Genomic DNA, 25,503 nt, shown 5'->3' on the forward strand with positions numbered 1-25,503 from the left:
ACCGTCTCCGTCAAGATCAGGACTAAGATCACGATGTCCGCAGACACGGCATCCCGGAAAATCCTTTAATAAAGTCAGGATAAGAACCCGTAGCGAGTGTTTCTGCCAACAAGTGCGCGTGTCTTTCGGCTGTCCCATGCAGTCCAGTCCGCCTTCATAGCAGATACCGATACTTTCCCGGTTGAAACCACGGCTATGCGCACCGATCCGTTCTAACGGACGGGTAGACTTAATATCCCTGTTCTTACGAATATAAAAATGATAACCCACACCATTGAAGCCGCGGCGACGATGACAAACGTCCAAATCATGTTCGGTGAAAGATTTATCCTCGCGGGTAGCGGAACAATGCACGACAATCAGATTAATAGTTCTCATGCGTTAGGCAGGTATTAAAGAAGTGGATGATGATGCAGATTCGGAACCATTGTTGCGCTGAATACACTCTTTATTGACACACTGTAAAGTGACAGCTTCCGAAAGTTTGCCTTTTAATGAAAAAATCTCCGAGTGCATTTCCTTCACACGGTCGCTCAAATCGAAATAATCCTTGAGCACCTTTTCGAGCTGTTTCATAAGGAAGCCATACTGCTCTTTCACTAGTTCGCTGAACTCTTTGACGTCCTGCATCATTTGCTGACGTTTTTTGCGACCTCCGAAAAAAGGGAGGATGGCTGTAATAATATCAATGATTTTGTCTAACATCTTTCTTGAATTAAAGATTAAAAATTAAAGATTGAGAATTAAAAAATAAGAGAAACTAAAAATAGGAAAACTAAAAAACACGAGAATGAAAGAAAATGGAGAAATAAAGAAAATGAGAAAATGCGGGAAAGAGAAAAACAGAAAAACAGCAACCACATGGCAAGGAACCATACATGGATCAGTTCCTGAAACCATGTGATACTGTTTTTTCTAAGGATGAAGTTTCATTCTGCCAAAGAAGATAGAGCGGGCAGCTTATTTACGCTGCTGGATCCGGTGCTTCTCCACCGCCCGGTTTATTGCCCCCCGAACCGCTGCTGGAATCATCGTCCGAACCACCGTTTCCGGAATCGCTTCCATCGCCCTTTCCGCCCAGGACGAAGTTCACGTTGTTTTCGCTTCGTGTACTCGTATGGCTCGAATTCATCAGCTTCAACGCTTTGTCGGCAACAAAGCGGACATTGACACGGCGGATGCTGCGCACCGTACAATCTTTCATAGTCTCCGTACCGTCACTAGTCAGCGTGATGTGGAACGTACCCAATCCGTCAATCTTCACCTTATCGCCCTGGGTGAGCGACAGGCGCAACTGTTCCACAAATGCCTCAATGGTGTGTTTCACATCTCCGGCAGTCAGTGACGATTTACTTTCGATGGCGGTAGCCATCGTATCAACGTCCATCACTCTTACATTGCCCGATTTCTGACGTATGTAATACAGTAACGGAGCATCCTCCTGATTTACATACTTTTTGCGCTGATAGCGTTCTACTAATACATCCATAAATTTGAAAAGTTAAGGTTTAAGTGAATAATTATATGTTTTCTTTTTGATACTACAAATATACAAAATCAGAGAGGAGAAGTCAAGTAAATATGGTTTTATTTTCTCTGATAATATAAAAAGTTTTGCACCGGATATGTATCAATACTATTTTGATAAATTGTCTTGATTATTTATACAATATACCGCTTTATTTAGCATGTTTTTCCAAATATTCCAATGGCGGAACATAGTCATATATTTTTGTCATCGACGGATTATGTCCGAAATATACATTCCCAGTCTCTCCATTACGCTGCTTGGCAACGATAACCACCCCCAGTCCTTCTGTCGGGTAACCGCTTTCCCGGTCGGTGACGACGCGTTGCATGGCCGGTCGGTAAAGCAACATCACGACGTCCGCATCCTGTTCGATAGCTCCGCTCTCGCGCAGGTGTGCCAGTTCCGGACGTCCTCCGGGACGATTCTCCGACTCGCGGTTCAGCTGACTAAGCAGTACGACGGGAATATGCAGCTCCTTGGCCAGCAACTTGGCTTTCCGGGTGGCTTGTGCCACTTCCTGTTCGCGGTTGCGGTTGGCCTGCTTGGTAGCCATGTCGCAGAGTTGCAGGTAGTCGATAATAATTGCGTCACACTGATTGCGGCTCTTCAGTAGCCGGGCACTTGAGCGAATGTGATCCATGCTGACAGAAGTGCTGTCGTCCACGTAGATGGGGAGTCCCGATAGTTCTGAAGCTGCGGTGTGGGCATTTTCCATCTCTTGTGAGGTAGGTATTCCGTTCCTCCACCGGTAAGGATTGATGTTGCTTGCTGCTGCCAGCCATCGGTCGGCAAGGCGTTCCCCTTGCATCTCAAGGCTGTAGACGGCCACCGCATTGCCCGCCATTGCCGCACTGCGTGCCAGGTGTAGGGCAAAAGCCGTTTTACCTACGGAAGGCCGGGCGGCAATCACTATCAGATCACTATCCTGCAAACCGCCCGTTTTCTGGTCGAGTTCGGTCAGTCCGGTGGGGATGCCGGTGACGCCGTTCACGCTTTTGGCAATACGCAATTCAGCTTCTTTCAGCGTGTCGGTCATTAGGGTGTCCATGCAGCGTATATGGTCGTGGTGTCCGGATTCGCCTTCGAGACGGTCGAGCAGGTTGTGCGCGTCGATGAGGGTGTCGTCGATGTCGATTGTTTCATCCATGGCGCAGGTGAGGAGTTTGTTGAAGCCGACTACGGCTTCGCGTGCCAGATATTTCTGGTGGACGATTTGCGCGTGATACTCGATGTGGGCGGAGGAAGCTACCCGGCTGCTTAGTTGTACGATGGTATACGGCCCGCCTATCTTTTCGAGCACTCCGCGACGGGTGAGCTCTTCTTTGACGGTGAGAATATCTATCTTTTTGTTTGCCTGATACATGGCTATCAAGGCGGCGAAGATCAGCTGATGATGATCGTCGTAGAACATTTCGGGACGTAGCTTGTCGGCTACGAGTGGCAGAGCCTCCTGTTCTATCAGGCAGGCTCCAATGATGGCTTCTTCGAGTTCGCTGGCGTGTGGTTGCATTTCTTTTCGATGTTTTTTAGTCTATATATTCGTTTAAGAAAGCCTTGTCTTTCAGGTAGGTGGCGGCAAGGGGGATGAAACGTGTGTCGTTGGTGTGGTAGTAGACTTCCTCGATGTGGTCGATGGCTGTCTGCTGTTCCTCTTTGGTGAGCTTGTCCCATTCGCGGCGGGCACGGGCGACGTACTGTTTGGGTTTTTGCATCGTTTCATGATATTTATCCCAGAAAACGTCGAACACTTCGGATTTTTCTTTCTTTTTTTCTTCGCGGGCTTCCGGAGAGATGCAGCCGGTCCAGAAATCATAGTTGTTGATATGAATGTGGAAGATTCCTTTCTGGTGCGGGATGATCTTGATAATGCCCTCTTCCTGGATTTTTTGAAAGAAGCGGAGGGTTTTGGATCGGCTCCATTGGAAGAGTTGGCTCCAGTGTTGCTGGCTGATGACGGATTCTCCGCGTTGGCATACGATGTCGATCTGCTGAATCTTGTACGTGGTTTCCGAGTAGTTGGCGTGTATCAGGACTTGGAGGAGCGCTTCCAGTTCTCCCGGAGCTTTGTCGTTTATCTGACGTTTTAACAGTGTTTTGGGAATCAGGATGTAGCCTTCGTGCAGGAGATTTTCTGGAAGTTGTTTCATTGAGGCGTATTTTTATTTACTTGTTGTTTGGGGTTATTCCCATGTGCACACATTGTCGGATGCGGCTGCGAAGGTAGTGCATGAATGGCTGTTCGTGCAAATCTTTTTTGGCTGGAATGGGGGTGTTTTGAACGGTATGGTGGTATTTGGGCTGTATTGGGGGCTGTAGGACGGAAATAATGTTGTTCTGTGTGACACCGCGCGGGTGTAAAAGATGAGATTGGGGGAATGAATAGAAAAACAGAGGTTCTGTTGGGATGAAACAGAGCCTCTGTTTATTAGAAATAGAACCTCTGTTTGCCGTAAATAGAGGCTCTGTTCGGGAACATGCGGCTTTCTTTTTAGTATTTTTTTTGACAAAAAATCGAACAGCCAAACGAACACCCCCTGAAGGTGGCTCAACTGCTTGTCTGTCATGCGTTTGCAACGCTCGAAAAAAAGTAGGCGAACCACCAACCGAACATATATAAATACTAAAATATAATAATCTATATAATATAGTTCGTTCAACACGTTTTTTCTGTGTTTTCGGAGGTGTCAGGATGCAGTAAATCTTTACTTATGGGTGATGCGCTAACGTAGGATTATTTTTTCCGGTCCCCAGGTCATGAAAAGGATCTGCTGTTGCTTCGGACTTAGACGTGTTGTTTCGTGTACGTAGTGTGCGGCTTTTAATTCGTCGAAGAGCAGTTTGTCGAGTTCTATTTCGTTTCTCATTCTTTTGCTGGCTGTGTCAGCGTTAGAATATTCGGGAAAATACTCCTGCGCTACGGCAGAGAAGGTTTTAAAACCATTGATAACCCATTCTCGTTCTTCCATTTCTTCTTCGTTTTCGTTTGAAGTCTTCATTTGTGTAAAATTAAATTGTTTATTAATGCAACACTTCTTGTGTTGACTTTGCAAAGTTAATGAAAATATATTTGTTGTGATAAAATAATCGATTTATTTTATTATCATATTTGATCTATGTAATAAAATATTGTATCTATTAAACTCCTTTTTTAAGCGTAGCTTTTTGTATCATAAAATTTGACTTATTTTGTATTGATATATTTGCTAAACTTTTTTTCTTCTATACGCGTCTCAAATTAAATCGTATATTTGCGAAAAGAATCAAGATTGGGAATTATGAACGAAAACGTCTTAGCTAAACTGAAGATACTTGCGGAATCTGCCAAGTACGATGTTTCTTGTTCTTCCAGTGGTACGGTGCGCTCCAATAAGCCGGGCACGCTGGGAAACACTGTCGGAGGATGGGGGATTTGCCACAGCTTTGCCGAGGACGGGCGGTGTATCTCGCTATTGAAAATCATGCTTACCAATTATTGTATCTACGACTGTGCCTACTGTATCAACCGGCGTAGCAACGATCTTCCCCGCGCCACATTTTCCGTTTCGGAATTGGTGGAACTGACGATGGAATTCTATCGTCGTAACTACATTGAAGGGTTGTTTCTTAGTTCCGGAGTGGTCCGCAATCCGGACTATACGATGGAGAGACTGGTGCGTGTAGCCAAAGATTTGCGGCAAGTGTACCGGTTTAACGGTTATATTCATCTCAAGAGTATTCCCGGTGCCAGTCGTGAATTGGTGAATGAGGCCGGGCTGTATGCCGACCGTTTGAGTGTCAACGTCGAAATTCCCAAAGAAGAAAACCTGAAACTCCTTGCACCGGAGAAAGATCATAAAAGTGTATTTGCTCCGATGAAATACATTCAGCAAGGTGTGTTGGAGAGTAAGGAAGAACGGCAGAAGTTTCGCCATGCACCCCGTTTCGCGCCTGCGGGACAAAGTACCCAGGTGATTGTAGGCGCTACCTCCGAGTCGGATAAAGATATTCTTTTCCTTTCGTCGGCTCTTTACGGACGGCCGACCATGAAGCGTGTCTACTATTCGGGCTACGTTTCTGTGAATACATACGATAAACGTCTTCCGGCATTGAAGCAACCGCCTTTGGTACGTGAAAACCGGCTCTATCAGGCTGACTGGTTATTGCGCTTTTACCAATTCAAGGTGGACGAAATTGTGGATGATGCCTATCCGGATCTCGACCTTGAGATAGACCCGAAACTCTCGTGGGCTTTGCGCCATCCCGAACAGTTTCCTGTCGACATCAACAAAGCGGACTACGAAATGTTGCTCCGTGTGCCGGGAGTGGGAGTGAAGTCGGCGAAGTTGATTGTCGCCTCCCGCCGTTTTTCGCGACTGGGTTTTTATGAACTGAAGAAGATAGGAGTGGTGATGAAGAAGGCGCAATATTTCATCACCTGCAAAGAACTGCCTCTCCAAATGCTGACTGTGAACGAACTTTCGCCGCAACGGGTACGTAGCTTATTGCTCCCAAAACCAAAAAAGAAAGTGGATGAACGCCAATTACGACTTGATTTCTGATTTATGATTTATGAATTCTGATTAAACGAATTACTAAGTATGTTGATTAGCTTATATAATAATTTAGGTACAGATTACACGGTTTTTAGTGTTGTCATTGCTACAAAGAGTCCGCATTCATCCCTGTAATCCGTGCCTAAAATAAATCATAACCCGGAAGTCATAACCCATAAATCATAAATCATAATTCATAACCCATAAATCATAAATCAGAAATCATAAATCTTGAAATTTTTTGTTTACGATAAAAGCTTTGATGGTCTGCTGACTGCCGTGTTCGACGCCTATTTTCGCAAGACCTTTCCCGATGATTTGTTGTCGGAAGGAGATGCTTTGCCCTTATTTTATGATGAGTTGCATACCGTAGTCACCGATGAAGAGAAGGCAGGGCGTGTGTGGCGGGGATTGCAGAAGAAAGTCTCTGTATCTGCTTTGGGCTGCCTCACACAAAGTTGGCTGTCGGAGCTTCCGGAGGTAGGGATGCTCATTTTTCGTTATATCCGTAAAGCGATCGACTCACCCCGTTCCATCGAAACCAATTTTGGCGATCCGGACGTTTTGCGATTGGCGCAAATATGGAAGAAAGTGGATGGCGAACGTGTGCACCTGATGCAGTTTGTCCGTTTTCAGAAAGCTGCGGATGGTACATTCTTTGCGGCTTTCGAACCGCAGTATAATGCGCTTCCTCTTACCGTCCACCATTTCAAAGACCGTTTTGCCGATCAGAAGTGGATTATCTACGACATGAAACGCCGTTATGGTTTTTATTATGACTTGCAGGAGGTGACAACCATCTCGTTTGATGATGACAGCCGTGAATCCCATCTGATTACGGGGATGCTGGATGAAAGTCTGATGGACAAGGATGAGAAACTTTTCCAACAACTCTGGAAAACTTATTTCAAGGCCATTTGTATCAAAGAACGTATGAATCCGAGAAAGCACAGGCAGGATATGCCTGTACGTTATTGGAAGTATCTGACGGAAAAGCAGAAATAGGTTTTCATCTCTTTATATTTTAGAATTAAAATACTCCTCCTTGTTTCTTCTGCTTTTCTTGTCTCTATTGTTTTTTGTAAAGGGACTTATTCAATTCGCTGCACTGTTACCTCCGGAAACTCCTGTATCAATGAAAGCAAATGTCCTTCATCGTTATTTCGTTTCGACTTGATTACCATGCTCACCTGATAAAACTCTGCTTCACCCTTATGCAACGTTTCCATCTCGTAAGAGACTATCAGGTAGTCTTTAGAGTTGAATCTGTCCGCTATCTGTTTCAGAGTGTCTTTGTTGGAAGTAGAGAAAGAAACCATCGAGCTTTTCATTCCGATGCTTTTAAACAGGTAACTAAGTAATTCCAGTCCGATGAGGGTCAATACCATGGCAGCAATGCCGATGGTGTACATTCCTGCGCCTACTACCAGTCCGATACCGGCAGTTGCCCAGATTCCTGCGGCGGTAGTCAGGCCGCGTACAATCTGCTTTTGGAAGATGATGGTTCCCGCACCGATAAATCCGATACCACTGACGACTTGAGCCGCCACACGACTGGGGTCGAGCGTGACACTGCTTTCTTTTATAATCTCCTGAAATCCGTATTGGGAAACAATCATAATCAGGGCACTGCCTAGCGATACGAGGAAATGAGTACGGTATCCGGCTTCTTTGGCACGGTATTCACGATCCAGTCCGATGATCGCCCCCAGTATGCCGGCGACCAATAAACGAATGACGAAATCTATGTTCAACATCATGTGTTCAATCTCCTTTCTGTTTTTTTATTGTTTGTGGAAAAATACTTGGAACTATAAATATACAATTATTTCTCTTTTATGGATCAATCATTTAGTAATATTTGAACGTATTCGATCTATTTTATCGTATATTCGCAGACTCAAATGAATGTTTAACCCTGTGATTGAGTGAATAATGAAGAAAAGATTTTTTTATATAATCAGCTTTCTGCTGATCTTTTGCATCGAGGTATTGATAGCTTTGTATGTGCGTGACAATTTTATACGTCCTTATGTCGGAGATATGCTGGTGGTAGTGCTGGTGTATAGTTTTGTGAGGATATTTCTCCCGACAGGAATTCCGCGGATGTCGTTTTATGTCTTTCTTTTTGCCTGTTTTGTGGAAGTGCTGCAATACTTCCGGTTGGTGGAAACATTGGGGATCACGAACCGTGCAGCCAGAATCATTCTGGGCTCTACGTTCGATTGGGCGGACATAGCTTGTTATGCGGTAGGCTGTGTGTTTATTGTTTTATTCGAGCGTATTGGCAAGAACTCATAGCAATGAGGCACACATTTTTCGTATTTCGTTTAATCGGTTTGAAAGTGCTTTCTTTTCACGTGCCAGAGCCATATTATATCGTGCTTGCATATTGATGAGTAGTTCTGGATTAATGTTTAGAGCGGCTTCTATCATTAATGCAAAATCACTGGTAATAGGTCTTTTCCCATTTAAAATTTCATTAAGCATTGTATAGGGAACTCCCAGAATTTCCGAGAATTTCTTTTGAGAGATTCTGCGACATTCCAATTCTTCTTTCAATATATCACCTGGGTGTGTTGGTAATCTTTTTATTGTATCCATAATTTAATCTTTTTATTGATAATGATTGGTTATATCTGTCACTCTATGTGTTTAGTCATTATTCAATTTATGTCCGCAATATTTGCAAAACTCGGCATTGTCTTCGTGTCCGGAGCGATGGCAGTTGGGACATTCTTTGTCTCTTCTGCGTTTGTAGTCTTTCATCATGGAGGCAGATACGATCCCTGTCGGTACGGCAATAATTGTGTAACCGATTAGCATGACACAGGCGGAAAGGAACTTCCCAAGACCGGTGACGGGGGTGATGTCTCCATAGCCTACGGTAGTCATGGTGACGATAGCCCAGTAAATGCTGTTCGGGATGTTGTTGAACTGGGAGTTGGGTTGTGTTCCTTCAATCATATACATCAGCGTGCCGATGGAAGTCACCAGGATGACGACAAATAAGAAGAATACCGCAATCTTCTTGCTGCTTTCGCGTAAGGCGGTGAGTAGTCGTTCGCCTTCATTCAGAAAGTTGAAGAGCTTGAAGACACGGAATACCCGTATCAGGCGGAAAGCACGGATGATGAGCAGATAGCGTGCACCGGGGAAGAGCAGGCCGATGTAGAGCGGAAGGGTGGCTAGCAAGTCTACGATTCCGAAGAAGCTGAATATGTATTTCCGGGGACGGGGCGAGCAGTAGATTCTCGTCAGGTACTCGAAAGTGAAGAAAGCGGTGAAAAGGTACTCCATAATGACGAACGGAGTCGTCAGAAAGCTGGGAAGTCCTTTCAGGCTTTCGATGATGACAAGCAGTACGCTGACTAGAATACAGCCGATCAGAATCACGTCGAACAGTTTCCCGGCGGGAGTGTCCGATTCGAAGATGATGACGTACAACTTTCGTTTCAGTTTTTCGTCATGTAAAAAACGATGGATTCTTTCTTTCAGTTTCATACTAACAGTTCATACTAAATGCTATTTGGACGTTCCTCCGGCATCTTCTTGTAGAAAGAGGTTGTTTGGCTGTGAATGGGCAGTGCAAACTCCGTTTTCCGCTATGAGAAGAGGTTAGGGGAGAGGATTTTCAGTCAATCACCCATTGTTTATTATAGGCCTCTGTTTTTTTCGGATCGTAATACATACCTTCTTGTGTAGGAATATAGAGGGTGTATGTCTTTCCGGTCTTGTTCCTTAATGAGGTGTCGCGCAGCCAGGGGTTGGCATCACGGAGTTGTGCGTATGTGATACCTTGTGATTTGGCATAATCATTCAAATCATTGATGCTAGTGGAGACGGTCACCTTTTTGTAGGGAATGGGCGGATACAGATGTTCCCGCTTCAACAGAAACCCGTAACGTTGCGGGTTGTTGAATATCTCTTTGGCTGCCAATATGCGGAACATATAGCGGGAAGTTTCTTCTACCAGCCATAAGTCCATGGCATGACTTGCCAGTTGTTTGTCGAGTTGGGAGGAGATACGTCCCTGTCCGGCATTGTAGGCGGCGGAGACAGCCATCCAGTCTCCATATTTGGCATACGCTTGTTTGAAATATTTGCAGGCGGCTACGGTTGCTTTTTCAATGTGGTAGCGTTCGTCTACGTTGTCGTTCACTTCCAGTCCGAATTCCCGTCCGGTGGCGGGCATAAACTGCCACAGTCCTGCTGCTCCTGCCGGAGAGCGGGCGATGTTGTTCAGGTTACTTTCGATTACCATCAGGTATTTGAAGTCGTCGGGGATGCCGTTGGCTTTCAGTATCGGTTCTATGATGGGGAAGTATCGGTTGGCACGTTTTATCAGTAGCATGGTGGTGGAATGCATATAGGTGAAAGCCATCATCTCACGATCCATCCGTTCGCGGCGGTCATAGCGGCGGAGGTCAATGGTTTCTCCGTCAAAAGTAACCTGGGCGGGAACGGTGGGCGAGGTGACACAATAAGGAACTTCCGATTTGGCGGAATGTTGTTCGGTCACCTGGCTGCTGCCTGTCAATACAGGAATGGATGCGCCGATGCAAAATACTAATATGAGCGTAAGAATATAGTTGATTTTAGTTTGTTTCTTCATTTATTTATTTCATTATTTCAGTTAATACCATTCAGTTTCTTGTTCAGACTTTGTCGGACTGTTCACATACTTGCCATTCTCTCCAAACAGATCGCTTTCTGTATTCCGTCCGCCCTGTTTGTAGATGCCGTTCATCGTCTCCTTTATTTGATAGAACAAATTTTCTCTCTCTTTGTCAGTCTGTTCAGAGATTTTTTTTCTTTCAGTATTAAAGTCTGCCTTGCAAAGATAGCCCCATTTTGTTTTTTTCAAAGAACTTTTCTTGCATTTTATACGTTTTTCTAATAGAGTTAAAATAAATAATGAATCAAGATGAATATAGCAATGACCGGAGCTACCGGATATATAGGTAAACATCTTTCCAATTATCTCACAGAAAAGGGCGGACACCGGATTATTCCCTTGGGAAGATCGATGTTTCGCGAAGGTATGTCCGGACATTTGATTCAGACATTGACGCATTGCGACGTAATCATCAACCTGGCTGGCGCACCCATCAATAAGCGTTGGACACCGGAGTACAAACAGGAATTGTTCAACAGCCGCATTGTGGTGACGCACCGTATTATCCGTGCGTTAAATGCCGTCAAGACAAAACCGAAACTGATGATTTCAGCTTCCGCCGTGGGCTATTATCCTCCGGAAGTGGAAGCGGACGAATATACCCGTACCCGCGGCGACGGTTTTCTTTCCGATCTCTGTTATGCATGGGAGAAAGAAGCCAAACACTGTCCCCAACCTACCCGGCTCGTCATTACACGCTTTGGCGTAGTGCTTTCTCCGGATGGGGGAGCGATGCAGCAGATGCTTCGTCCTTTGCAAGCCACGAAGGTAGCTACCGCCATCGGTCCCGGCACCCAGTCTTTCCCGTGGATAGCCATGCACGACCTTTGCCGTGCCATGGAGTTTTTTATTGCCCATGAAGAAACGCGGGGTGTGTATAATCTGGTCGCTCCGCAACAGATTTCGCAATATTCTTTTACCCGTGAGATGGGAAAAGCTTATCAGGCATGGACAACGATTATTGCTCCGCAGCGGGCTTTCCGTATATTTTACGGTGAAGCGGCCTCTTTCCTTACAGCCGGTCAGAAAGTCCGCCCGACACGTCTGACGGAAGCCGGGTTTCGTTTTTCCATCCCTACTGTCGAACGTCTTTTTAAAGGTACGGATCACACCACGGTCCCCTCTCTCGACCTGAACCGATATATGGGACTTTGGTACGAAATAGCCCGCTACGAGAACCGTTTCGAACACGGACTGGTAGATGTCACGGCCACTTACACGCTTCGTCCCGACGGTACGATTCGTGTGGAGAACCGGGGATGCAAGCGCAATTCTCCTTATGATATCTGCAAGACTGCCAACGGACACGCCAAGATACCCGATCCCGCGCAACCGGGTAAACTGAAAGTTTCTTTCTTCCTTAATTTCTACTCTGATTATTACATATTGGAGCTGGATGAAGAGAATTACAACTATGCCCTTGTAGGCAGCAGCACCGATAAATATCTCTGGATACTAAGCCGCACGCCGCAACTGCCCGAGGAAATCAAAAAGAAACTCGTCACCGCTGCCGAACGCCGCGGTTACGATACCAACCGGTTGCAATGGATAGAACAATTTTGATTATAAATATGCTTTCATAATTAGTTTATATAATAAATCTAGGCACGAATTACGCTGATGAACACTGTTGCTTTATCTATGCGTCATTTTGAAAAAAAAACGTAAAATCCGTGCCTGATAATAGATAATTATTAGGCAAGAGTACTTAAAACAATAATGAACTTTAAAACAACATAGATTATGGATTACGAAATTATTCATCAGCCCGAACAGCATTTGTTTAAGACAGAAGTAGACGGTCGTACCGCCTTTGTGCAATATCGCCTCTTAGGTGATTCTCTCGACATCATTCATACCATCGTGCCCCGCCCGATAGAAGGTCGCGGAATAGCCGCTGCATTGGTGAAAGCTGCGTACGACTACGCAATAGCCAACGGAATGAAACCGAAAGCCACCTGTTCTTACGCAGTGAAGTGGTTGGAACGCCATCCGGAACTGAATGGCAATAGTGATTGATTTCAGTGAAAAAGCTTTAGAATGTAAAAATGTGTCGAGATATGGTTTTAGGTTATTTTCGACACATTTCTATATTCATGATTGATTATTTCCATCTCTTCAACTGGGGGAAGAACTCTTTCATCGTTTTACGTGCTTCTTCCACCGTGTATTTCACTTCCGAGTCTTTATTAAACTCATCGAGGTAATTCAGGTTGAGTTCGATCATTTCGTCCATCGTACACTCTTTCGTGAAATGTCCGTCCGCATAGCAATAGTGGCAATAATCCTGATTCTTGCTACCGTCTGCTTCTTTTCCAAAAGTTGAGTCGTCTATCGGCATACCGCAACTCTGACAAATTTTTTGTTCCATCTTTTTTTGTTAGATTATAAGTTTATGTTACAGGACAAATATAGGTAGAATTATTGGAATAGGAGTTATCCGATCTTGCTAATTACCTGTTCATTTCCGGGCTTGTTCACTTTTGGGGTTAATTTGTTTTTACCGGCAGGCGTTTCCACATCCAGCGGGGAATCATTTTCCAGAAAAACACCAGAATCCGGTAACGCCAGTCGATTACTGCTACCCGTTGTTTGCGCTTCAGCGACCAGGAGATATGACGGCCCACTTCGGCGGCGTCCATCAGCAGTGGATAATGCTTTCCGTCATTCAGTAAATCGGTGGCTACAAATCCGGGACGAATATCGGTAAAACGGATATGTAGCTTTTGCAGGTATGACAGTTGTTCGAGCGCATCTATATAAGTGTTTTGAAAACGTTTGGTGGCGGAATAGGCAGGAGCAACTCCGAGCCCTTTCGTTCCGGCAATGGAACTGATAACGGCCAGATGTCCGCCTCCGTTTTTCTTGAAGTACGTGAAAGCGGTATCTACCATTCGGATAAAGCCTGCTACATTGGTGTGTGCTGTGTTCAGTTCTACTTCCATGTTCAGGTCCATATTCTGGAAACCGATGCCGGAACTAAGAAGAAACAAATCCATGCCGCCTAGTTTGTCGATGAGCAGATTCAGCTTTTCGCTTGCATCCTCTTGGGTTACGTCTAATGCTTGGATTTGAATTTGATCCGGTGCTGCCCGTTGCAGGTTTTCGAGAGAAGATTGCCGTCTGCCGGCTACTCCTATTTTCCAGCCTTCCAGTAACAGGCATTTTGCAACTTCTTGTCCGATACCGGAGGTGGCCCCTATGATAATGGCTTTTTTCATTACTGATTTTTTTTAGTAAGTTATAGGTTCAATAAATGTCGTATGGTTTGCCAGGGTGCATAGAACAACATTCTCGGTCCGGAAAAACGCATTACCTGTCGCATTCGTTCGCGCAGGACAGGCTTGTAGCAATGTACCGTGCACTCTTTGCATGCACCCTTTTTCTCTCCAAACGGACAACGGTCGAGACGGGCATGCGCATAGCGAAGCAACTCTTCACAGTCGGTACAAAGAGTCTTGTTTTTTCTTTTTTCCGACAATAGAGGCGGATCATTAACTCTACTGTTTTCTTTTCGTGTGCGATGCGTGATACCTTCATCTCTTTCTTCTTTACACTTTGGATTGACAAAGATAGCGAAGATTATGCAGAATCACAGGCGTATTTTGTTAAAATGCATCTTTTTGGTGGGTATTTTCTTTTCTGATGGTAAATCATGAACAGGCTTTTTGAAACATCTTCTGAAGAGCTTGTGGATGACGGAAACAATCTGTATCTTTGCGGCATGAAAAAGTTATTATGTCCGCAATGCAAGATTGCAGCCATGTATGTGAAGAATGAACAGGGGGAAAGGCTGCTGGTTTATGTGCTCGAAAATGGTGAAGTCGTTCCCAAATATCCGGAAGATTCGATGGAAGGGTTCGACCTGACAGAGGTTTTCTGCCTGGGTTGTTCGTGGCATGGTTCGCCTAAACGACTTATTAAGTGATTAACTGTTTAGTGATTAATCACAATTTTTTGATTTATGTCAACTAAAAGAGGGACGGGAAACAAGGATTAATTCGTTGGATTTTATGTATCTTTGCGCCCAATTTTAGAACATAGACGTATGGCAACTTCTAAAGAAATGACGGCAGGGCCGGCATTACCTCTCATTTTAAAGTTTACACTGCCGCTTTTACTCGGCAATCTGTTGCAACAAACGTATTCGCTTGTTGATGCTGCAATTGTAGGAAAGTTCTTGGGAATAAACGCGTTAGCTTCTGTTGGAGCAAGCACGTCAGTGGTATTTCTCATTCTCGGGTTCTGCAATGGATGTTGCGGAGGGTTCGGAATACCCGTTGCGCAGAAGTTTGGGGCGCGGGATTACAGTACGATGCGCAGTTATGTGGCTGTCAGTCTGAAACTGGCTGCGGGAATGTCGGTGGTAATTGCACTTCTCACCTGTATTTTATGTGAGGATATTCTTCGGATCATGCGTACACCGGAGAATATTTTTGAAGGGGCTTATGCTTATCTGCTTGTCACTTTCATCGGTGTGCCGTGTACGTTTTTCTACAATCTTCTTTCGAGCATTATCCGTGCGTTGGGAGACAGTAAGACGCCTTTCTGGTTTCTGCTGTTTGCTGCTGTTCTGAATATCATTCTCGACTTGTTCTGTATTCTGGTACTTGACTGGGGAGTGGCGGGAGCTGCTATTGCTACTGTCTTTTCGCAAGGATTGTCGGCTGTTCTCTGCTACATTTATATGTACCGGAAGTTTGAAATATTGCAGGGTACTCCGAAAGAACGCCGGTTCCAGTCGAAACTGGCTAAGACGCTGCTCTACATCGGTGTGCCTATGGGATTGCAGTTTTCTATCACGGCTATCGGCAGCATCATGCTTCAGAGTGCGAATAATGCCTTGGGAACGGCGTGTGTGGCAGCCTTTACGTCTGCTATGCGCATCAAGATGTTCTTTATCTGTACGTTCGAAAGTTTGGGCATTGCGATGGCTACATATAGCGGACAGAATTACGGAGCGGGTAAACCGGAACGTATTTGGTTGGGAATCAAGGCTAGTGCTCTGATGATGATTATTTATGCGGCCTTCACGTTCCTTCTTCTGATGGTAGGGGCTAAATATTTCGCGTTGATCTTCGTAGACCCGTCGGAAACGGAGATTCTGCTGGATACGGAGTTGTTCCTGCATGTCTCCTGTATGTTCTTCCCGATGCTTGGTTTGTTGTGCATCTTGCGTTATACCATTCAGGGAGTGGGCTTTACCAATCTTGCCATGTTCTCCGGAGTGGCGGAGATGATTGCTCGTATTCTTGTCAGTCTCTATGCCGTACCGGTATTCGGTTTTATTGCTGTCTGCTACGGTGATCCGATGGCTTGGATAGCGGCAGACTTATTCCTCGTGCCGGCCTTTATCTACGTTTATCGCAGGTTGAAGAAGCAGGTATTTACGAGTTCGACTGTACAGCAGACTGTTGCATAATTGTCTTTTTTCAGGCTAGGAATATTTCTTTGTTTGAATTTAGAAATCGGCCTTTTTCTGTATACGGAAAATGTCTCCGTATATGGGATGGCGAAACTCTATATATTCGGCATGGAGGTATAGTCTGTCTGCTTTCTTTCCGTAGAGTTCGTCTCCAAGTATGGGGCATCCCAAGCCTTCCGGATGGGCGGCGTGTACTCGTAACTGATGTGTGCGTCCGGTCAACGGATAGAAGACAATCCGGGTGTATTTTCTTGGCTCATTGATACTCCTTTCTGATTCATCAATGATCTTTTCTGATTCACTGATAATCTTGTATTCTGTAATCGCCTCTTTTCCGTATTCTTTACTAACGATTTGTCGGGGACGGTCGAGGGGATTTAAACAGAGAGGGAGTTCGATCCTTCCTGTTCTTTCTGATAGTACTATTCCATCCAGCACAGCCACATAGCGTTTCTTGATACTTCTGTTTGCGAATTGTGCCTGTAAATCCTGATGTACCTTTTTTGTTTTGGCAACGAGTAATAATCCTGAAGTAGCCATATCGAGCCGGTGTACAATCATAGGACCGGTAGCTTCGGGATATTTCTTTTTCAAACGATGATAGACTGAATCTCTATCTTCCGCTTTTCCCGGAACGGACAACATCCCTGCCGGTTTATTGACTATCAGTAACCATTCATCCTCAAACACGATTTCTAGTTCTTCCTCTTCATGAACAGGATTCAGCAGTGGATTTTCGTCTACCTCCAATCCTTGCAACATGTGTTGCAGAATCGGTTCGCACTTCCCTTTACAGGAAGGATAATAATATCCGTGATGCCGGATTTCGTTTTTAGGAGAGTCGCCCCACCAGAATTCAGCCATAGCCAATGGCTTTAATTGATGAAGATACGCATATTGCAATAACTTAGGCAAAGCACATTCACCCGCACCGGCAGGAGGAACTTTCTGAACCGTTTGCTCGAAAATAGTATATAAGTCTTTCACCTCTCCTTGGGCATTTAGCATCCGGAACTGCTCGAATAATTTTCTTTGTAAAGCTGCCGAACGTTCTTTTCGTTCGGTTTTCAGTCGTTCTATTTCAATATCGAAGTACCTGACTTCCGTTTCGAGCTCTTCCAATCGTTTCTTCCATTCCTTTTCCAGTCGTTTGTATTCCGCCTTTTGGTATTGGCTTTCCCGAATCAGGGAGGCTTGTTCTTCTTCGGAAAGCTCGGGAGATGACTGGCGGCGAATCTCTCTCGCCTCCTTTGCCATTTTAAGTTCCGCTTTTGCTTGATTCAAAACAGCTTTAGCCTGTTCCGTTTCTATCTTCCATTTCTCTTTTGAATCGAGATAAGAACTACTGTTTTCCAATTCACGAATACGGATATTAATGGCAGAAATCTGTTCTTCTTCGATTTTGAAGAATCCCTCCGGTTGTAATAGGTCATAAACAGGAGGAACGAAATAAGGATGCAGATTCTTTCCGGCCAGATTGCCGGAGAAAGCTGCAAGATAACCAATCTGATTTTCTTCGTTGTTTGTTATTCCGTTGTCCGTTTGCACAATCAACACTCCAAACATCTTTCCGGAAGCCAACTCCTCTTGCCATTCTTTCCGGCTTGCGATATATGCTTTCACTTCTTCCGCAGCCAACACACACAATGGATGGGGTGTATAATGGAAAGGATAAGTGAATTTTTCCGGCAACGCAAGGTGAGAAACGGGTTTCTTGAAAAAATGTATCATCGGTTTATATATATGAATGAATGTGATTACCTTTGCAAAAGTAACGTAAATCCGCGAATTTTATTCTATATTTGTTTGAGAGTTTGAGTGAGATAACGTGGACGTTTGAATGAAATTGTATGGATAGGATAGAAGAAAAACCAAAATTTGCCTTTCTTGGCAACAGTCACATGGCTTTTTGGGCACTGGATATCTATTTCCCACAATGGGAATGTCTGAACTATGGTGCTCCCGGTGAAGGGCTGGCCTATGTGGAGTCTTTTGCGGTAGACACTTCCGGTTGCCAGGTCGTTGTTCAATTCGGAACCAATGATATTTATCAGTTGAACGATGAAAATATAGATGAATATGTAGAGCGTTATGTAAAAGCGGTTCTTGCCGTCCCTTCACTGAAAACATATCTTTTCTGTATTTTTCCGCGTAATGATTACGATGATTACAGTACGGCCGTAAATAAATTTATCCAGATCCTTAACCGGAAGATACACGAAAAATTGCAGGGAACAGATATTGTCTATCTGGACGTATTCAATCGTTTATTGCAGGATGGCAGGCTGAATCCGGAGTTGACTCTCGACGATTTACATTTGAATGGTAAGGGGTACAGTATTCTGACAGAAGCACTGAAACAGGCTTCCGGTTTGTAAAACATACCTAAATACTTCATTCCTTGCTTTTATTTATAAATTTGGTGGCATATCAGTTTATTTTTCCTATTTTTGTCCCCAATTTAATAGTAAATAACCCCCATAAAAACGATAAGACTTATGGAAAAAGTAATTATCAATTCGTACGAAGAATTCGAAAAACTAGTAGGCCAACAGATAGGTGTTTCCGATTATGTGGAACTCTCGCAGGAACGTATCAATCTTTTTGCTGATGCAACGCTGGATCATCAATGGATTCATGTAGATACGGAACGTGCGAAAGTAGACAGCCCTTATCATAGCACGATTGCTCACGGCTACCTGACATTATCCATGCTTCCTTATTTGTGGAATCAGATTATCCAGGTAAATAACCTGAAAATGATGATTAACTACGGTATGGACAAAATGAAATTCGGTCAGGCTGTATTGTCAGGACAGAGCATCCGTCTGGTGACTACTTTGCACTCGCTGACTAATCTGCGTGGTGTGGCAAAAGCGGAAATCAAGTTTGCTATCGAAATAAAAGACCAACCAAAGAAGGCGCTGGAAGGAATTGCTGTGTTCCTTTATTATTTCAATTAATGGCAAGCTGTTAAAGAAACAGATTTTATCCCCGGAAATGATCGAAATACGTCTTAAAAGTTAGATACAAAAACTTTTGGGATGTGCTTCAGATGGATCGTTTCCGGGGATAATTTTATCCTTTTACTCCCATAAATCTGAACGGCTGTGCCGGTTTAAACTCTTTCGTTGCATTTCCATGATAAGTTTCACCGTTGGCGATAGATAATTTGAGTACCGGAGCTCCTTCCGACAAGTCTGTTTCCCGTAAGTTTACCCAGAATGTATTAGGTGTCAGACTTGATTCGAAGAAGTAGAGCAAATTCTTACTATCCGATACCGTTCTCCATTGTGTGGTGGAAATTTCCGGAAATTCGGGAGTGGATATGCCATAAGGAACAGAAGTATTACGGATAACGCTGAATACGCTTGCTATGGCTATTCTCACATCATCTGTTTGGGGCAGGGCATTGATATAAAAACTGGCTCTTGCAAAACGGTCGGACGGACGGTTGGTTCCGGGCAGGAAGCTCAATCCTCCTATTGATTTCCAGTATTCGTTTAGTGCCAGTTGCTTGTTGTAGGTAGGGGAGTTGGTCATTACTTTGTACTCCTTGCTGTGGTAAACAGTCAGCTTTCCACCCGTATATTCGAATATCGCACAATCGCCCGTTGCGTCGGAAATAGATAAATGCAAGGTTGCCAGGCGGGAACCATCCGGCATCAGGTCCGATACCACTTGGAAAGTGTTTTCATCAATGAAAGCGACAGCCTCGTCTACGGTGGCGAAGTTATCCAGCATATATTGCACCCATGCAGTAATGGCAAGTCCCGGTTTACTTTGATCTCTGACCGGATACTCCGTCTCGGGTAACCATAACAGATTGGCAACCAATCCTTTTTCATTCATCCCGTCTGTACTGGCAATCTCGAAAGCTGAAGTCACCACGCTGCCATACTTGGACGTCCATTGCAGGGAGTTGGCTCCCGTTTCTCCATTTCTTTCCATACCTTTGGGAAATACCCAAAGATTGCTGTGCATTTCTGTTTTCCAGTCCATAGACCGGCCGGTTACCACCATTCCATTTTTTCCCGAATAAACGACTCTTGTACACATAATTTTAATTTCTAGTTAAAGGTTTATTATAAGCTGCTTTCACGAGGTATTCAACCGATGCGGATTCATCTCGCAAAAGCATATTCTCAAAACAATAACGTTTCATTTATGTTTTAGATACATATCAGATATTAATAAAGTATCAAAAAACAGGTATTATGTCATTAAGTAATCTTCTCATCATATTTTCGTCATCGTTTATGGCGCTGTTTCCGGTGATAAATCCTTTGGGGAATGGTTTTGTCGTCAATGGATTTTTTACAGACCTCGATCCTCAACAACGGAAAGCAGCCATTCAGAAGCTGACACTCAATTTTATAATGATCGGTGTAGGGACATTGGTGATAGGACATTTGTTTCTGTTGATTTTCGGTTTGGCTATTCCTGTTATTCAGTTGGGAGGTGGAATGCTGATTTGTAAAACGGCAATGGAGCTGTTGGGCGATTCGGGTTCGTCTGATAAAGAAGAAGCCAGTAAGAATGTAGACGGTTTCAGATGGAAAAACATCGAGCAGAAGATATTTTATCCCATCACGTTTCCTATCAGTATCGGACCGGGCAGTATATCGGTTATCTTTACTTTGATGGCGTCTGCCAGTGTTAAAGGCAAATTGTTGCAAACTGGGATTAATTATTTGGTCATTGCGCTTGTTATTATTTGTATGGCGGCCATCTTTTATGTATTCCTTTCACAAGGACAGAGGTTTATTCAGAGGTTGGGACCGGTGGGAAATCAAATCATTAATAAGCTCGTTGCTTTTTTCACTTTTTGCATCGGTATCCAGATTTCGGTGACGGGTATATCCCAGATATTCCATCTGAATATACTCTAATTGAACGGTGAGATAAAAGCGATAGAAATTATCTGTTTTTCTTTGCTTTCATGGCTTTCAGGGTGTTTTTTCGTACGGAACGGATAGCGGGAACCAGTAAGTCGGGCTCCATGATTTCCAGTATTGTGCGTAGTTCCTGTTGCAGTTCCGGGATGGAGCGTGTCAGTTGATAAGCCAGTTTCATGCAGAGCGATTGCACGCCCGGTGGTTCCTCGCGGGATATCATGCGTTCCATGCAGAAATCAAGGAAATCCACTCGTGGCGGATCGGCGGCAGGTTGCTGGCATATCAGGTTCAGGATCATTCTCCGTTTTCCCGAGTGTGGGCAGGTCATGGCAGCGTCAATCAATTCTTCTTGTTTCCGGCTCAACCATTCTACATCTGCCTTTGAGAAATGCGTACATACCCACAATGCCTGATAGGAGACGATAGCGTCTTCGTCGAATATCAGTTGGTAGATTTCTTCTCTAAGCCGTTCATCATCCTGTATAAAGTGGAGTACCTCTCTGATATCTTCAATGTGTACTCGTTCGGATAATCTTGCACGTAGGTTCATGTAGCTTTCGTTTGGGGGAATTAATCTCTATTAGCGGAATCAGCTTCCGGCAGTTGCAAATGGAGAATGGGGAAAGGTTTGCCCATGCTGTCCGTTTCATCTCTGCCGATGATTTGGAATCCCAAATGGAGATAGAACTGGAGTGCTTTTTCATTCTGCTCGTTTACGTCCACCTTATCCATATGTTTTTTGTCTCTTGCATATTCCATTAATCGTTTGCCATATCCTTTTCCCTGCTCGTCGGGGTGTACGAATAACATTTCGATCAGTTCGTCACTCAATCCCATGAAGGCGGCAATCTTTCCGTTGGCATTCCGGATAACAAAAAGTTCAACAGCGGGTAGATAATGCTTCCGCACCAGTGGTTTATAGAACTGGATATGTTCTTTCGTCAGGAAATCATGCGTGTGGCGAACGGACATTTCCCATACATGGAGGATTTCATCATAGTCTTCCGGAGTAGGTTGGGAGATGCCGGGCAGGTAGTAGCACTGGTGGTCGTAGATGTTTCCGTTGTAAGTCAGTTCTGCCTGATGAAGTGTACCTTCGTAGATGAAACCGTTCTTTTTCAGTACTTTCTGCGAACGTTTATTGTGCGGATAACAGGTCGCTGTGATGAGGCTAAGCCGCAATTCTTCAAAGCCATAGTTGAGGACACCCTGCACTGCTTCGGTCATGTATCCTTTGCCCCAATAAGATTCGTCGAGCCAGTAACCCAACATTCTCACTTGCGGATTTTCGCGTTTAGGATCGGGGATAATTCCTACGGAACCGATTAGCTGTTTCGTATCTTTTAGTATCACTGCCCATATCCCCTCCTGGTTGATAAATGTGGAATGAAGTATCCGGCGGGATTCATCCAACGTACGATGGGGCGGCCATCCGGCATTATTTCCCAGATTCGGGTTCTGGCAACAAGCGAAAAATGTTTCTGCATCTCTTTCTTCGAAAGGGCGGAAAAATAAACGTTCTGTATGGAGCGTCACGGGGGGAATACTTTCTATTTCAGTTTCCTGTCTTGCTTTGTTTTTCGATTCGTTTGCAGTTCTCCGATATACGCACTCAATCCGGTTTCCGTCAGGATCGAGGACTACACTTTCAAAGTATCCGTCTCCCGAAGTACGCGGTTCGCCGGCGATGGTATATCCTTCCGAACGCATTTGTTCGGTGAAGCGTAATACTTCTTCCTGGCTGGGAAAGGTGAAAGCAAAGTGTGTCAGTCCAACCCTGTTTTCTTCAATGGGAGTGTTCTGTACATCTGTACGACTCATCAGTTCCAAGTCTGTTCCCTCTCCAAAAGAGATAAAATAGGACTCGAATCCTTTCTTGGGATTGATATATTTTTCGTTGCTTTTTCCTCCGAAGAAGCGGACATAGAACTCTTTTAGTTCTTCCAGACGAAAAGTCCAGATAGCGATATGATGTAGTTTCATATAAATGAATTTTCTAATTTCTATTACTTTGTTTCTATCTTCATTTGTACCGAACGTACTTTGTCTCCATCTTAATGCTGCATTATATATTCGTAAACGATACGGGAAATATTAGCGATAATCTTACTGTTCACCTGATTATTTTCTTCAGAATTCTTCACGAAGACAGCTATACTATAAGTACGTCCACCGGGCAAAAGTACGAAACCGATGTCATTACAACCGATTTGTTGTCCTTTCGCATTAAGATCTCCCGTTCCGGTTTTATGACCTACGGTTACTTTTTTGTCGAGCAACGGAGCAACCAGACGGTCTTGTCCGGTTTGACACTCCACCATTGTTTGAAAAATGAAGTCTTTGTACACGTTGGGAAATAATGGCTTCTTACGGAATATTTCCACTAATTCGGCTGCGGCTAACGGAGTAGTCCAGTTTTCATAACATAGGTTCAAGTCTTCGTGCATGGCAGTTTCCGTACCGGCAATGGCACATTCCCGAATTCCTAGTGAATGGATATACTTGTTTACGGCATCCGGACCTCCCTGATAATCAAAAAGAATATCGCAGGCATTGTTGTCACTCTGTTGGAGTGTATATTTTAGCAGGTCGGCAATACTCATTTCAATTTCACCCTGCGGATATTTATCCCGTAGCGGACTGTAAGTATCCGGCTTTAAATCCGATTTTTTAATGGGTAACCTGGTTTCCAGCGATTGCTTCTGTTTTCCCATATAATCTGCCAATGCTAATGCCTGATGAAACTTGAATACGCTCATCAGTGGATAGTGAATATCATTATTGACAGTTACCGTATCTTTTCCATCAATGATGACGGCTATTCCTATTTCGGCCTTCTTTCCTTTGATGGCTTCTTTCAACTGTGTCTCAAGTTGAGTTTGTCGGGCAAACAGGAGGGTGGGGACCAAACAAAGAAATACTATGAATGAACGCATAATCAATTTCTCTTTTAACGGGTTACTAATTCTCTATTGAAATCATATTTTCTGTTGAAGTCACAAAGGTATAAATAGTAATTGCCTTTGCAAATTCTTACTTGAAATTTATAGTTGTATAATGAATATGTAGAGTTAGTTTCTCAATTTTTGTAGTAATGAAAATATTGATACAGAAATTAGGTTTACTATTTCATTTATGTTATTTTTGTGATATCTTATTACTGAAATATATACTATGTAAATATTTGGAAGTAGTAAACACCATTAAAAAACAAAACTAATATGAGCACTTTTCGTTCTATAGAAGAACTTGTCAAAAGTCTGGACAGGGAGAAAGAACTTCTGAAAGAAATGTTTGCCAAACGGAAGTCTCTTTCGTTCCGCTACGATTATGCGCTTGAAATGACAGAGTACAAAGAAGAGCGTATCCGTTATCTGATTGACTATGGGGTTATCCGGGATACTGGCGACTTCCTTGAAATGGAGGATATTTATCTGAAATTCTTTGAAGATGTACTCGAAGTAAATGAAGAAATCAATGTATCTTTCGTGCAGGATTACCTGACACGACTGAATGAAAACATTGACTATTACTTGAAAGAGAATAACGAACAACGTAAATACAACTACCAGCGTGAAGTGAAACGCTGCCTGAAAAACATCGCTCTGACTACAGTCCGCAATGTGATGGACTTGAAAAGGAACATGGATAATACTTATAAGAACGAACCGAATTATAAGATAAAGAAAACCAAACTTGTCCGGCTTGATGAGAAACGGAATAATATTGCTCTGCTGATCCGTAAAAGTGAGGAATTGATAGACTACGGACAGCCTGTTTTCTTCCGGGTGGCGATGGACGTACAGATGCGGAATGTAGTAAGTGACGTGAAACTTCAGCTAAATGATTCGTACCATAACCTAATTGAAATCCAGAAACAAATCATCCATTATCTGAATCTGATAGATTATCAGAACCGTATCTTTGAGAAAGTAAAGAAGTTGAAGTACTTGAAAGACCAGTTCTTGTTGGAAGAACATACAAGTATCCGTTCTGTTGCCGCACAAAAAAATCCTGTCTGGATGGAGCCGCAGGTCGGTTATCGCATCAAGCTTTCCATTGATAATCTACGGACTTCCGATGAGGCTTTTCAGATTTTGAAGAAACTTGTCGCGCGGCAGAGAAATTCTCCGAAAGGAATGAAACAACTGGCAGATGCCATTCCGGAAGGATACCTGGATGGGCAGTCGCAAATGATAGATACCGTAAACTTGCAGGAAGTGCATAATTCATTTATGGCGTCCAGCACCCACCTGTTCTCTTTTGTGATGAACTATCGCTACCGGAAAGAGGTGACACGTGGAGAGAAATTAATCTTTTTCTGCCAATTGGCGTCACAGTATGCCGACGAACTTCGCTTTACGGATACTTATGAAATCTCCGATGAAGTGGAATACCCTTTAATATATGCCAAATGATGTATGCTGAATGCTAAAAAC

General features: G+C 43.9%; 29 protein-coding genes and 1 pseudogene. 11 read left to right on the forward strand and 19 right to left on the reverse strand.

Annotated elements, in window-relative coordinates; genetic code table 11:
• From BXY_RS17265 to BXY_RS17290, 6 genes are all read right to left on the reverse strand, one after another.
• On the reverse strand, positions 1 to 378 hold a 378-nt coding region (locus BXY_RS17265; protein ID WP_243442498.1), incomplete at its 3' end, for an N-acetylmuramoyl-L-alanine amidase.
• Positions 379 to 381: 3 nt separating this feature from the next.
• Entirely contained in the window at positions 382 to 705 is a 324-nt protein-coding gene (locus BXY_RS17270) for a hypothetical protein (RefSeq protein ID WP_004314756.1), read from the reverse strand.
• Positions 706 to 964: 259 nt separating this feature from the next.
• Positions 965 to 1,489, reverse strand: coding sequence for an HU family DNA-binding protein (locus BXY_RS17275; RefSeq protein ID WP_015532527.1), 525 nt, complete (start codon positions 1,487 to 1,489; stop codon positions 965 to 967).
• Positions 1,490 to 1,679: 190 nt separating this feature from the next.
• Positions 1,680 to 3,041 (reverse strand): replicative DNA helicase, encoded by a 1,362-nt coding sequence (gene dnaB, locus BXY_RS17280; protein WP_009040791.1) that lies wholly within the window; start codon positions 3,039 to 3,041, stop codon positions 1,680 to 1,682.
• Positions 3,042 to 3,057: 16 nt separating this feature from the next.
• Positions 3,058 to 3,678 carry a hypothetical protein gene (locus BXY_RS17285; RefSeq protein WP_015532528.1) on the reverse strand — a complete coding sequence of 207 codons (621 nt, stop codon included), beginning with the start codon at positions 3,676 to 3,678 and terminating at the stop codon, positions 3,058 to 3,060.
• A gap of 573 nt (positions 3,679 to 4,251) precedes the next feature.
• Entirely contained in the window at positions 4,252 to 4,527 is a 276-nt protein-coding gene (locus BXY_RS17290; protein WP_008644351.1) for a DUF4248 domain-containing protein, read from the reverse strand.
• 279 nt (positions 4,528 to 4,806) lie between these two features.
• Between BXY_RS17290 and BXY_RS17295 the strand changes: the two genes are divergently transcribed.
• The gene (locus tag BXY_RS17295) at positions 4,807 to 6,069 is read left to right on the forward strand and encodes a putative DNA modification/repair radical SAM protein (protein WP_015532529.1); all 1,263 of its coding nucleotides are present in this window, start codon (positions 4,807 to 4,809) and stop codon (positions 6,067 to 6,069) included.
• 225 nt (positions 6,070 to 6,294) lie between these two features.
• Positions 6,295 to 7,068, forward strand: coding sequence for a TIGR03915 family putative DNA repair protein (locus BXY_RS17300; RefSeq protein ID WP_074909538.1), 774 nt, complete (start codon positions 6,295 to 6,297; stop codon positions 7,066 to 7,068).
• A gap of 86 nt (positions 7,069 to 7,154) precedes the next feature.
• Here the strand turns inward: BXY_RS17300 and BXY_RS17305 are convergent, their stop codons facing one another.
• Positions 7,155 to 7,823 (reverse strand): MgtC/SapB family protein, encoded by a 669-nt coding sequence (locus BXY_RS17305; protein ID WP_015532530.1) that lies wholly within the window; start codon positions 7,821 to 7,823, stop codon positions 7,155 to 7,157.
• Between the two features lie 175 nt (positions 7,824 to 7,998).
• Between BXY_RS17305 and BXY_RS17310 the strand changes: the two genes are divergently transcribed.
• Entirely contained in the window at positions 7,999 to 8,364 is a 366-nt protein-coding gene (locus BXY_RS17310) for a ribosomal maturation YjgA family protein (protein WP_009040789.1), read from the forward strand.
• Here the strand turns inward: BXY_RS17310 and BXY_RS17315 are convergent.
• The 4 genes from BXY_RS17315 to BXY_RS23645 all read right to left on the reverse strand — a co-directional run bounded on the left by BXY_RS17315 (position 8,359) and on the right by BXY_RS23645 (position 10,930).
• Positions 8,359 to 8,667 carry a HigA family addiction module antitoxin gene (locus BXY_RS17315; protein WP_009040788.1) on the reverse strand — a complete coding sequence of 103 codons (309 nt, stop codon included), beginning with the start codon at positions 8,665 to 8,667 and terminating at the stop codon, positions 8,359 to 8,361. The two genes, BXY_RS17310 and BXY_RS17315, sit on opposite strands and share 6 nt — an antisense overlap.
• A gap of 51 nt (positions 8,668 to 8,718) precedes the next feature.
• The gene (locus BXY_RS17320; RefSeq protein WP_009040786.1) at positions 8,719 to 9,567 is read right to left on the reverse strand and encodes an ion transporter; all 849 of its coding nucleotides are present in this window, start codon (positions 9,565 to 9,567) and stop codon (positions 8,719 to 8,721) included.
• A 130-nt stretch (positions 9,568 to 9,697) separates the two neighbouring features.
• Positions 9,698 to 10,678 carry a lytic transglycosylase domain-containing protein gene (locus BXY_RS17325; RefSeq protein ID WP_008021109.1) on the reverse strand — a complete coding sequence of 327 codons (981 nt, stop codon included), beginning with the start codon at positions 10,676 to 10,678 and terminating at the stop codon, positions 9,698 to 9,700.
• A 21-nt stretch (positions 10,679 to 10,699) separates the two neighbouring features.
• Positions 10,700 to 10,930: a hypothetical protein gene (locus BXY_RS23645; protein ID WP_032851589.1), complete on the reverse strand. Its 231-nt coding sequence runs from the start codon at positions 10,928 to 10,930 to the stop codon at positions 10,700 to 10,702.
• Between the two features lie 60 nt (positions 10,931 to 10,990).
• Here BXY_RS23645 and BXY_RS17335 point away from each other — a divergent pair, with 60 nt between their 5' ends.
• Entirely contained in the window at positions 10,991 to 12,304 is a 1,314-nt protein-coding gene (locus BXY_RS17335) for a TIGR01777 family oxidoreductase (protein WP_008021110.1), read from the forward strand.
• Between the two features lie 180 nt (positions 12,305 to 12,484).
• Entirely contained in the window at positions 12,485 to 12,760 is a 276-nt protein-coding gene (locus tag BXY_RS17340; RefSeq protein ID WP_004314771.1) for a GNAT family N-acetyltransferase, read from the forward strand.
• Positions 12,761 to 12,845: 85 nt separating this feature from the next.
• Here BXY_RS17340 and BXY_RS17345 read toward each other — a convergent pair whose 3' ends face one another.
• The 3 genes and pseudogenes from BXY_RS17345 to BXY_RS17355 form a co-directional block, all read right to left on the reverse strand.
• Positions 12,846 to 13,112, reverse strand: coding sequence for a zinc ribbon domain-containing protein (locus BXY_RS17345; protein WP_004314772.1), 267 nt, complete (start codon positions 13,110 to 13,112; stop codon positions 12,846 to 12,848).
• Positions 13,113 to 13,230: 118 nt separating this feature from the next.
• A complete protein-coding gene (locus BXY_RS17350; protein ID WP_015532531.1) occupies positions 13,231 to 13,962 on the reverse strand; it encodes an SDR family NAD(P)-dependent oxidoreductase in 732 nt (243 codons plus the stop codon).
• 20 nt (positions 13,963 to 13,982) lie between these two features.
• Positions 13,983 to 14,281: pseudogene (locus BXY_RS17355) on the reverse strand (nitrous oxide-stimulated promoter family protein).
• Positions 14,282 to 14,465: 184 nt separating this feature from the next.
• Between BXY_RS17355 and BXY_RS17360 the strand changes: the two are divergent.
• Both BXY_RS17360 and BXY_RS17365 read left to right on the forward strand, forming a co-directional pair.
• A complete protein-coding gene (locus tag BXY_RS17360) occupies positions 14,466 to 14,669 on the forward strand; it encodes a hypothetical protein (protein WP_225472758.1) in 204 nt (67 codons plus the stop codon).
• Positions 14,670 to 14,789: 120 nt separating this feature from the next.
• Entirely contained in the window at positions 14,790 to 16,163 is a 1,374-nt protein-coding gene (locus BXY_RS17365) for an MATE family efflux transporter (RefSeq protein ID WP_015532534.1), read from the forward strand.
• Between the two features lie 39 nt (positions 16,164 to 16,202).
• On the opposite strand, the gene BXY_RS17370 is transcribed toward BXY_RS17365, so the two are convergent.
• The gene (locus BXY_RS17370; RefSeq protein ID WP_015532535.1) at positions 16,203 to 17,897 is read right to left on the reverse strand and encodes an RluA family pseudouridine synthase; all 1,695 of its coding nucleotides are present in this window, start codon (positions 17,895 to 17,897) and stop codon (positions 16,203 to 16,205) included.
• 119 nt (positions 17,898 to 18,016) lie between these two features.
• On the opposite strand from BXY_RS17370, the gene BXY_RS17375 reads away from it, so the two are divergent.
• Together BXY_RS17375 and BXY_RS17380 are read left to right on the forward strand one after the other, a co-directional pair.
• Positions 18,017 to 18,544, forward strand: coding sequence for an SGNH/GDSL hydrolase family protein (locus BXY_RS17375; RefSeq protein ID WP_008771180.1), 528 nt, complete (start codon positions 18,017 to 18,019; stop codon positions 18,542 to 18,544).
• Positions 18,545 to 18,664: 120 nt separating this feature from the next.
• Positions 18,665 to 19,129 (forward strand): MaoC family dehydratase, encoded by a 465-nt coding sequence (locus BXY_RS17380; protein WP_004308264.1) that lies wholly within the window; start codon positions 18,665 to 18,667, stop codon positions 19,127 to 19,129.
• 115 nt (positions 19,130 to 19,244) lie between these two features.
• Here BXY_RS17380 and BXY_RS17385 read toward each other — a convergent pair whose 3' ends face one another.
• Positions 19,245 to 20,225, reverse strand: coding sequence for a linear amide C-N hydrolase (locus BXY_RS17385; RefSeq protein WP_004308262.1), 981 nt, complete (start codon positions 20,223 to 20,225; stop codon positions 19,245 to 19,247).
• A 158-nt stretch (positions 20,226 to 20,383) separates the two neighbouring features.
• Between BXY_RS17385 and BXY_RS17390 the strand changes: the two genes are divergently transcribed.
• A complete protein-coding gene (locus BXY_RS17390) occupies positions 20,384 to 21,058 on the forward strand; it encodes a MarC family protein (RefSeq protein ID WP_004308261.1) in 675 nt (224 codons plus the stop codon).
• Positions 21,059 to 21,086: 28 nt separating this feature from the next.
• Here the strand turns inward: BXY_RS17390 and BXY_RS17395 are convergent, their stop codons facing one another.
• From BXY_RS17395 to bla, 3 genes are all read right to left on the reverse strand, one after another.
• Positions 21,087 to 21,614: a hypothetical protein gene (locus tag BXY_RS17395; protein WP_004308260.1), complete on the reverse strand. Its 528-nt coding sequence runs from the start codon at positions 21,612 to 21,614 to the stop codon at positions 21,087 to 21,089.
• A 20-nt stretch (positions 21,615 to 21,634) separates the two neighbouring features.
• Entirely contained in the window at positions 21,635 to 23,047 is a 1,413-nt protein-coding gene (locus BXY_RS17400) for a GNAT family N-acetyltransferase (RefSeq protein WP_015532537.1), read from the reverse strand.
• 71 nt (positions 23,048 to 23,118) lie between these two features.
• Positions 23,119 to 24,000 carry a class A beta-lactamase, subclass A2 gene (gene bla / locus BXY_RS17405; RefSeq protein ID WP_015532538.1) on the reverse strand — a complete coding sequence of 294 codons (882 nt, stop codon included), beginning with the start codon at positions 23,998 to 24,000 and terminating at the stop codon, positions 23,119 to 23,121.
• 285 nt (positions 24,001 to 24,285) lie between these two features.
• On the opposite strand from bla, the gene BXY_RS17410 reads away from it, so the two are divergent.
• Positions 24,286 to 25,482: a hypothetical protein gene (locus BXY_RS17410; RefSeq protein WP_004320669.1), complete on the forward strand. Its 1,197-nt coding sequence runs from the start codon at positions 24,286 to 24,288 to the stop codon at positions 25,480 to 25,482.
• The last annotated feature ends 21 nt before the right edge of the window (positions 25,483 to 25,503 follow it).

The organism is Bacteroides xylanisolvens XB1A, assembly GCF_000210075.1.
Classification (GTDB): domain Bacteria; phylum Bacteroidota; class Bacteroidia; order Bacteroidales; family Bacteroidaceae; genus Bacteroides; species Bacteroides xylanisolvens.

Coding starts and splice junctions, on each gene's coding strand:
- BXY_RS17350 (WP_015532531.1), bottom strand. CDS start 13,962: ATGAAAAAAGCCATTATCATAGGGGCCACCTCCGGTATCGGACAAGAA.
- BXY_RS17370 (WP_015532535.1), bottom strand. CDS start 17,897: ATGATACATTTTTTCAAGAAACCCGTTTCTCACCTTGCGTTGCCGGAA.
- BXY_RS17325 (WP_008021109.1), bottom strand. CDS start 10,678: ATGAAGAAACAAACTAAAATCAACTATATTCTTACGCTCATATTAGTA.
- BXY_RS17335 (WP_008021110.1), top strand. CDS start 10,991: ATGAATATAGCAATGACCGGAGCTACCGGATATATAGGTAAACATCTT.
- BXY_RS17385 (WP_004308262.1), bottom strand. CDS start 20,225: ATGTGTACAAGAGTCGTTTATTCGGGAAAAAATGGAATGGTGGTAACC.
- BXY_RS17285 (WP_015532528.1), bottom strand. CDS start 3,678: ATGAAACAACTTCCAGAAAATCTCCTGCACGAAGGCTACATCCTGATT.
- BXY_RS17295 (WP_015532529.1), top strand. CDS start 4,807: ATGAACGAAAACGTCTTAGCTAAACTGAAGATACTTGCGGAATCTGCC.
- BXY_RS17400 (WP_015532537.1), bottom strand. CDS start 23,047: ATGAAACTACATCATATCGCTATCTGGACTTTTCGTCTGGAAGAACTA.
- BXY_RS17290 (WP_008644351.1), bottom strand. CDS start 4,527: ATGAAGACTTCAAACGAAAACGAAGAAGAAATGGAAGAACGAGAATGG.
- BXY_RS17275 (WP_015532527.1), bottom strand. CDS start 1,489: ATGGATGTATTAGTAGAACGCTATCAGCGCAAAAAGTATGTAAATCAG.
- BXY_RS17310 (WP_009040789.1), top strand. CDS start 7,999: ATGAAGAAAAGATTTTTTTATATAATCAGCTTTCTGCTGATCTTTTGC.
- BXY_RS17360 (WP_225472758.1), top strand. CDS start 14,466: ATGAAAAAGTTATTATGTCCGCAATGCAAGATTGCAGCCATGTATGTG.
- dnaB (WP_009040791.1), bottom strand. CDS start 3,041: ATGCAACCACACGCCAGCGAACTCGAAGAAGCCATCATTGGAGCCTGC.
- BXY_RS17390 (WP_004308261.1), top strand. CDS start 20,384: ATGTCATTAAGTAATCTTCTCATCATATTTTCGTCATCGTTTATGGCG.
- BXY_RS17375 (WP_008771180.1), top strand. CDS start 18,017: ATGGATAGGATAGAAGAAAAACCAAAATTTGCCTTTCTTGGCAACAGT.
- BXY_RS17380 (WP_004308264.1), top strand. CDS start 18,665: ATGGAAAAAGTAATTATCAATTCGTACGAAGAATTCGAAAAACTAGTA.
- BXY_RS17320 (WP_009040786.1), bottom strand. CDS start 9,567: ATGAAACTGAAAGAAAGAATCCATCGTTTTTTACATGACGAAAAACTG.
- BXY_RS17315 (WP_009040788.1), bottom strand. CDS start 8,667: ATGGATACAATAAAAAGATTACCAACACACCCAGGTGATATATTGAAA.
- BXY_RS17270 (WP_004314756.1), bottom strand. CDS start 705: ATGTTAGACAAAATCATTGATATTATTACAGCCATCCTCCCTTTTTTC.
- BXY_RS17395 (WP_004308260.1), bottom strand. CDS start 21,614: ATGAACCTACGTGCAAGATTATCCGAACGAGTACACATTGAAGATATC.
- BXY_RS17340 (WP_004314771.1), top strand. CDS start 12,485: ATGGATTACGAAATTATTCATCAGCCCGAACAGCATTTGTTTAAGACA.
- BXY_RS17365 (WP_015532534.1), top strand. CDS start 14,790: ATGGCAACTTCTAAAGAAATGACGGCAGGGCCGGCATTACCTCTCATT.
- BXY_RS17410 (WP_004320669.1), top strand. CDS start 24,286: ATGAGCACTTTTCGTTCTATAGAAGAACTTGTCAAAAGTCTGGACAGG.
- BXY_RS17305 (WP_015532530.1), bottom strand. CDS start 7,823: ATGATGTTGAACATAGATTTCGTCATTCGTTTATTGGTCGCCGGCATA.
- bla (WP_015532538.1), bottom strand. CDS start 24,000: ATGCGTTCATTCATAGTATTTCTTTGTTTGGTCCCCACCCTCCTGTTT.
- BXY_RS17345 (WP_004314772.1), bottom strand. CDS start 13,112: ATGGAACAAAAAATTTGTCAGAGTTGCGGTATGCCGATAGACGACTCA.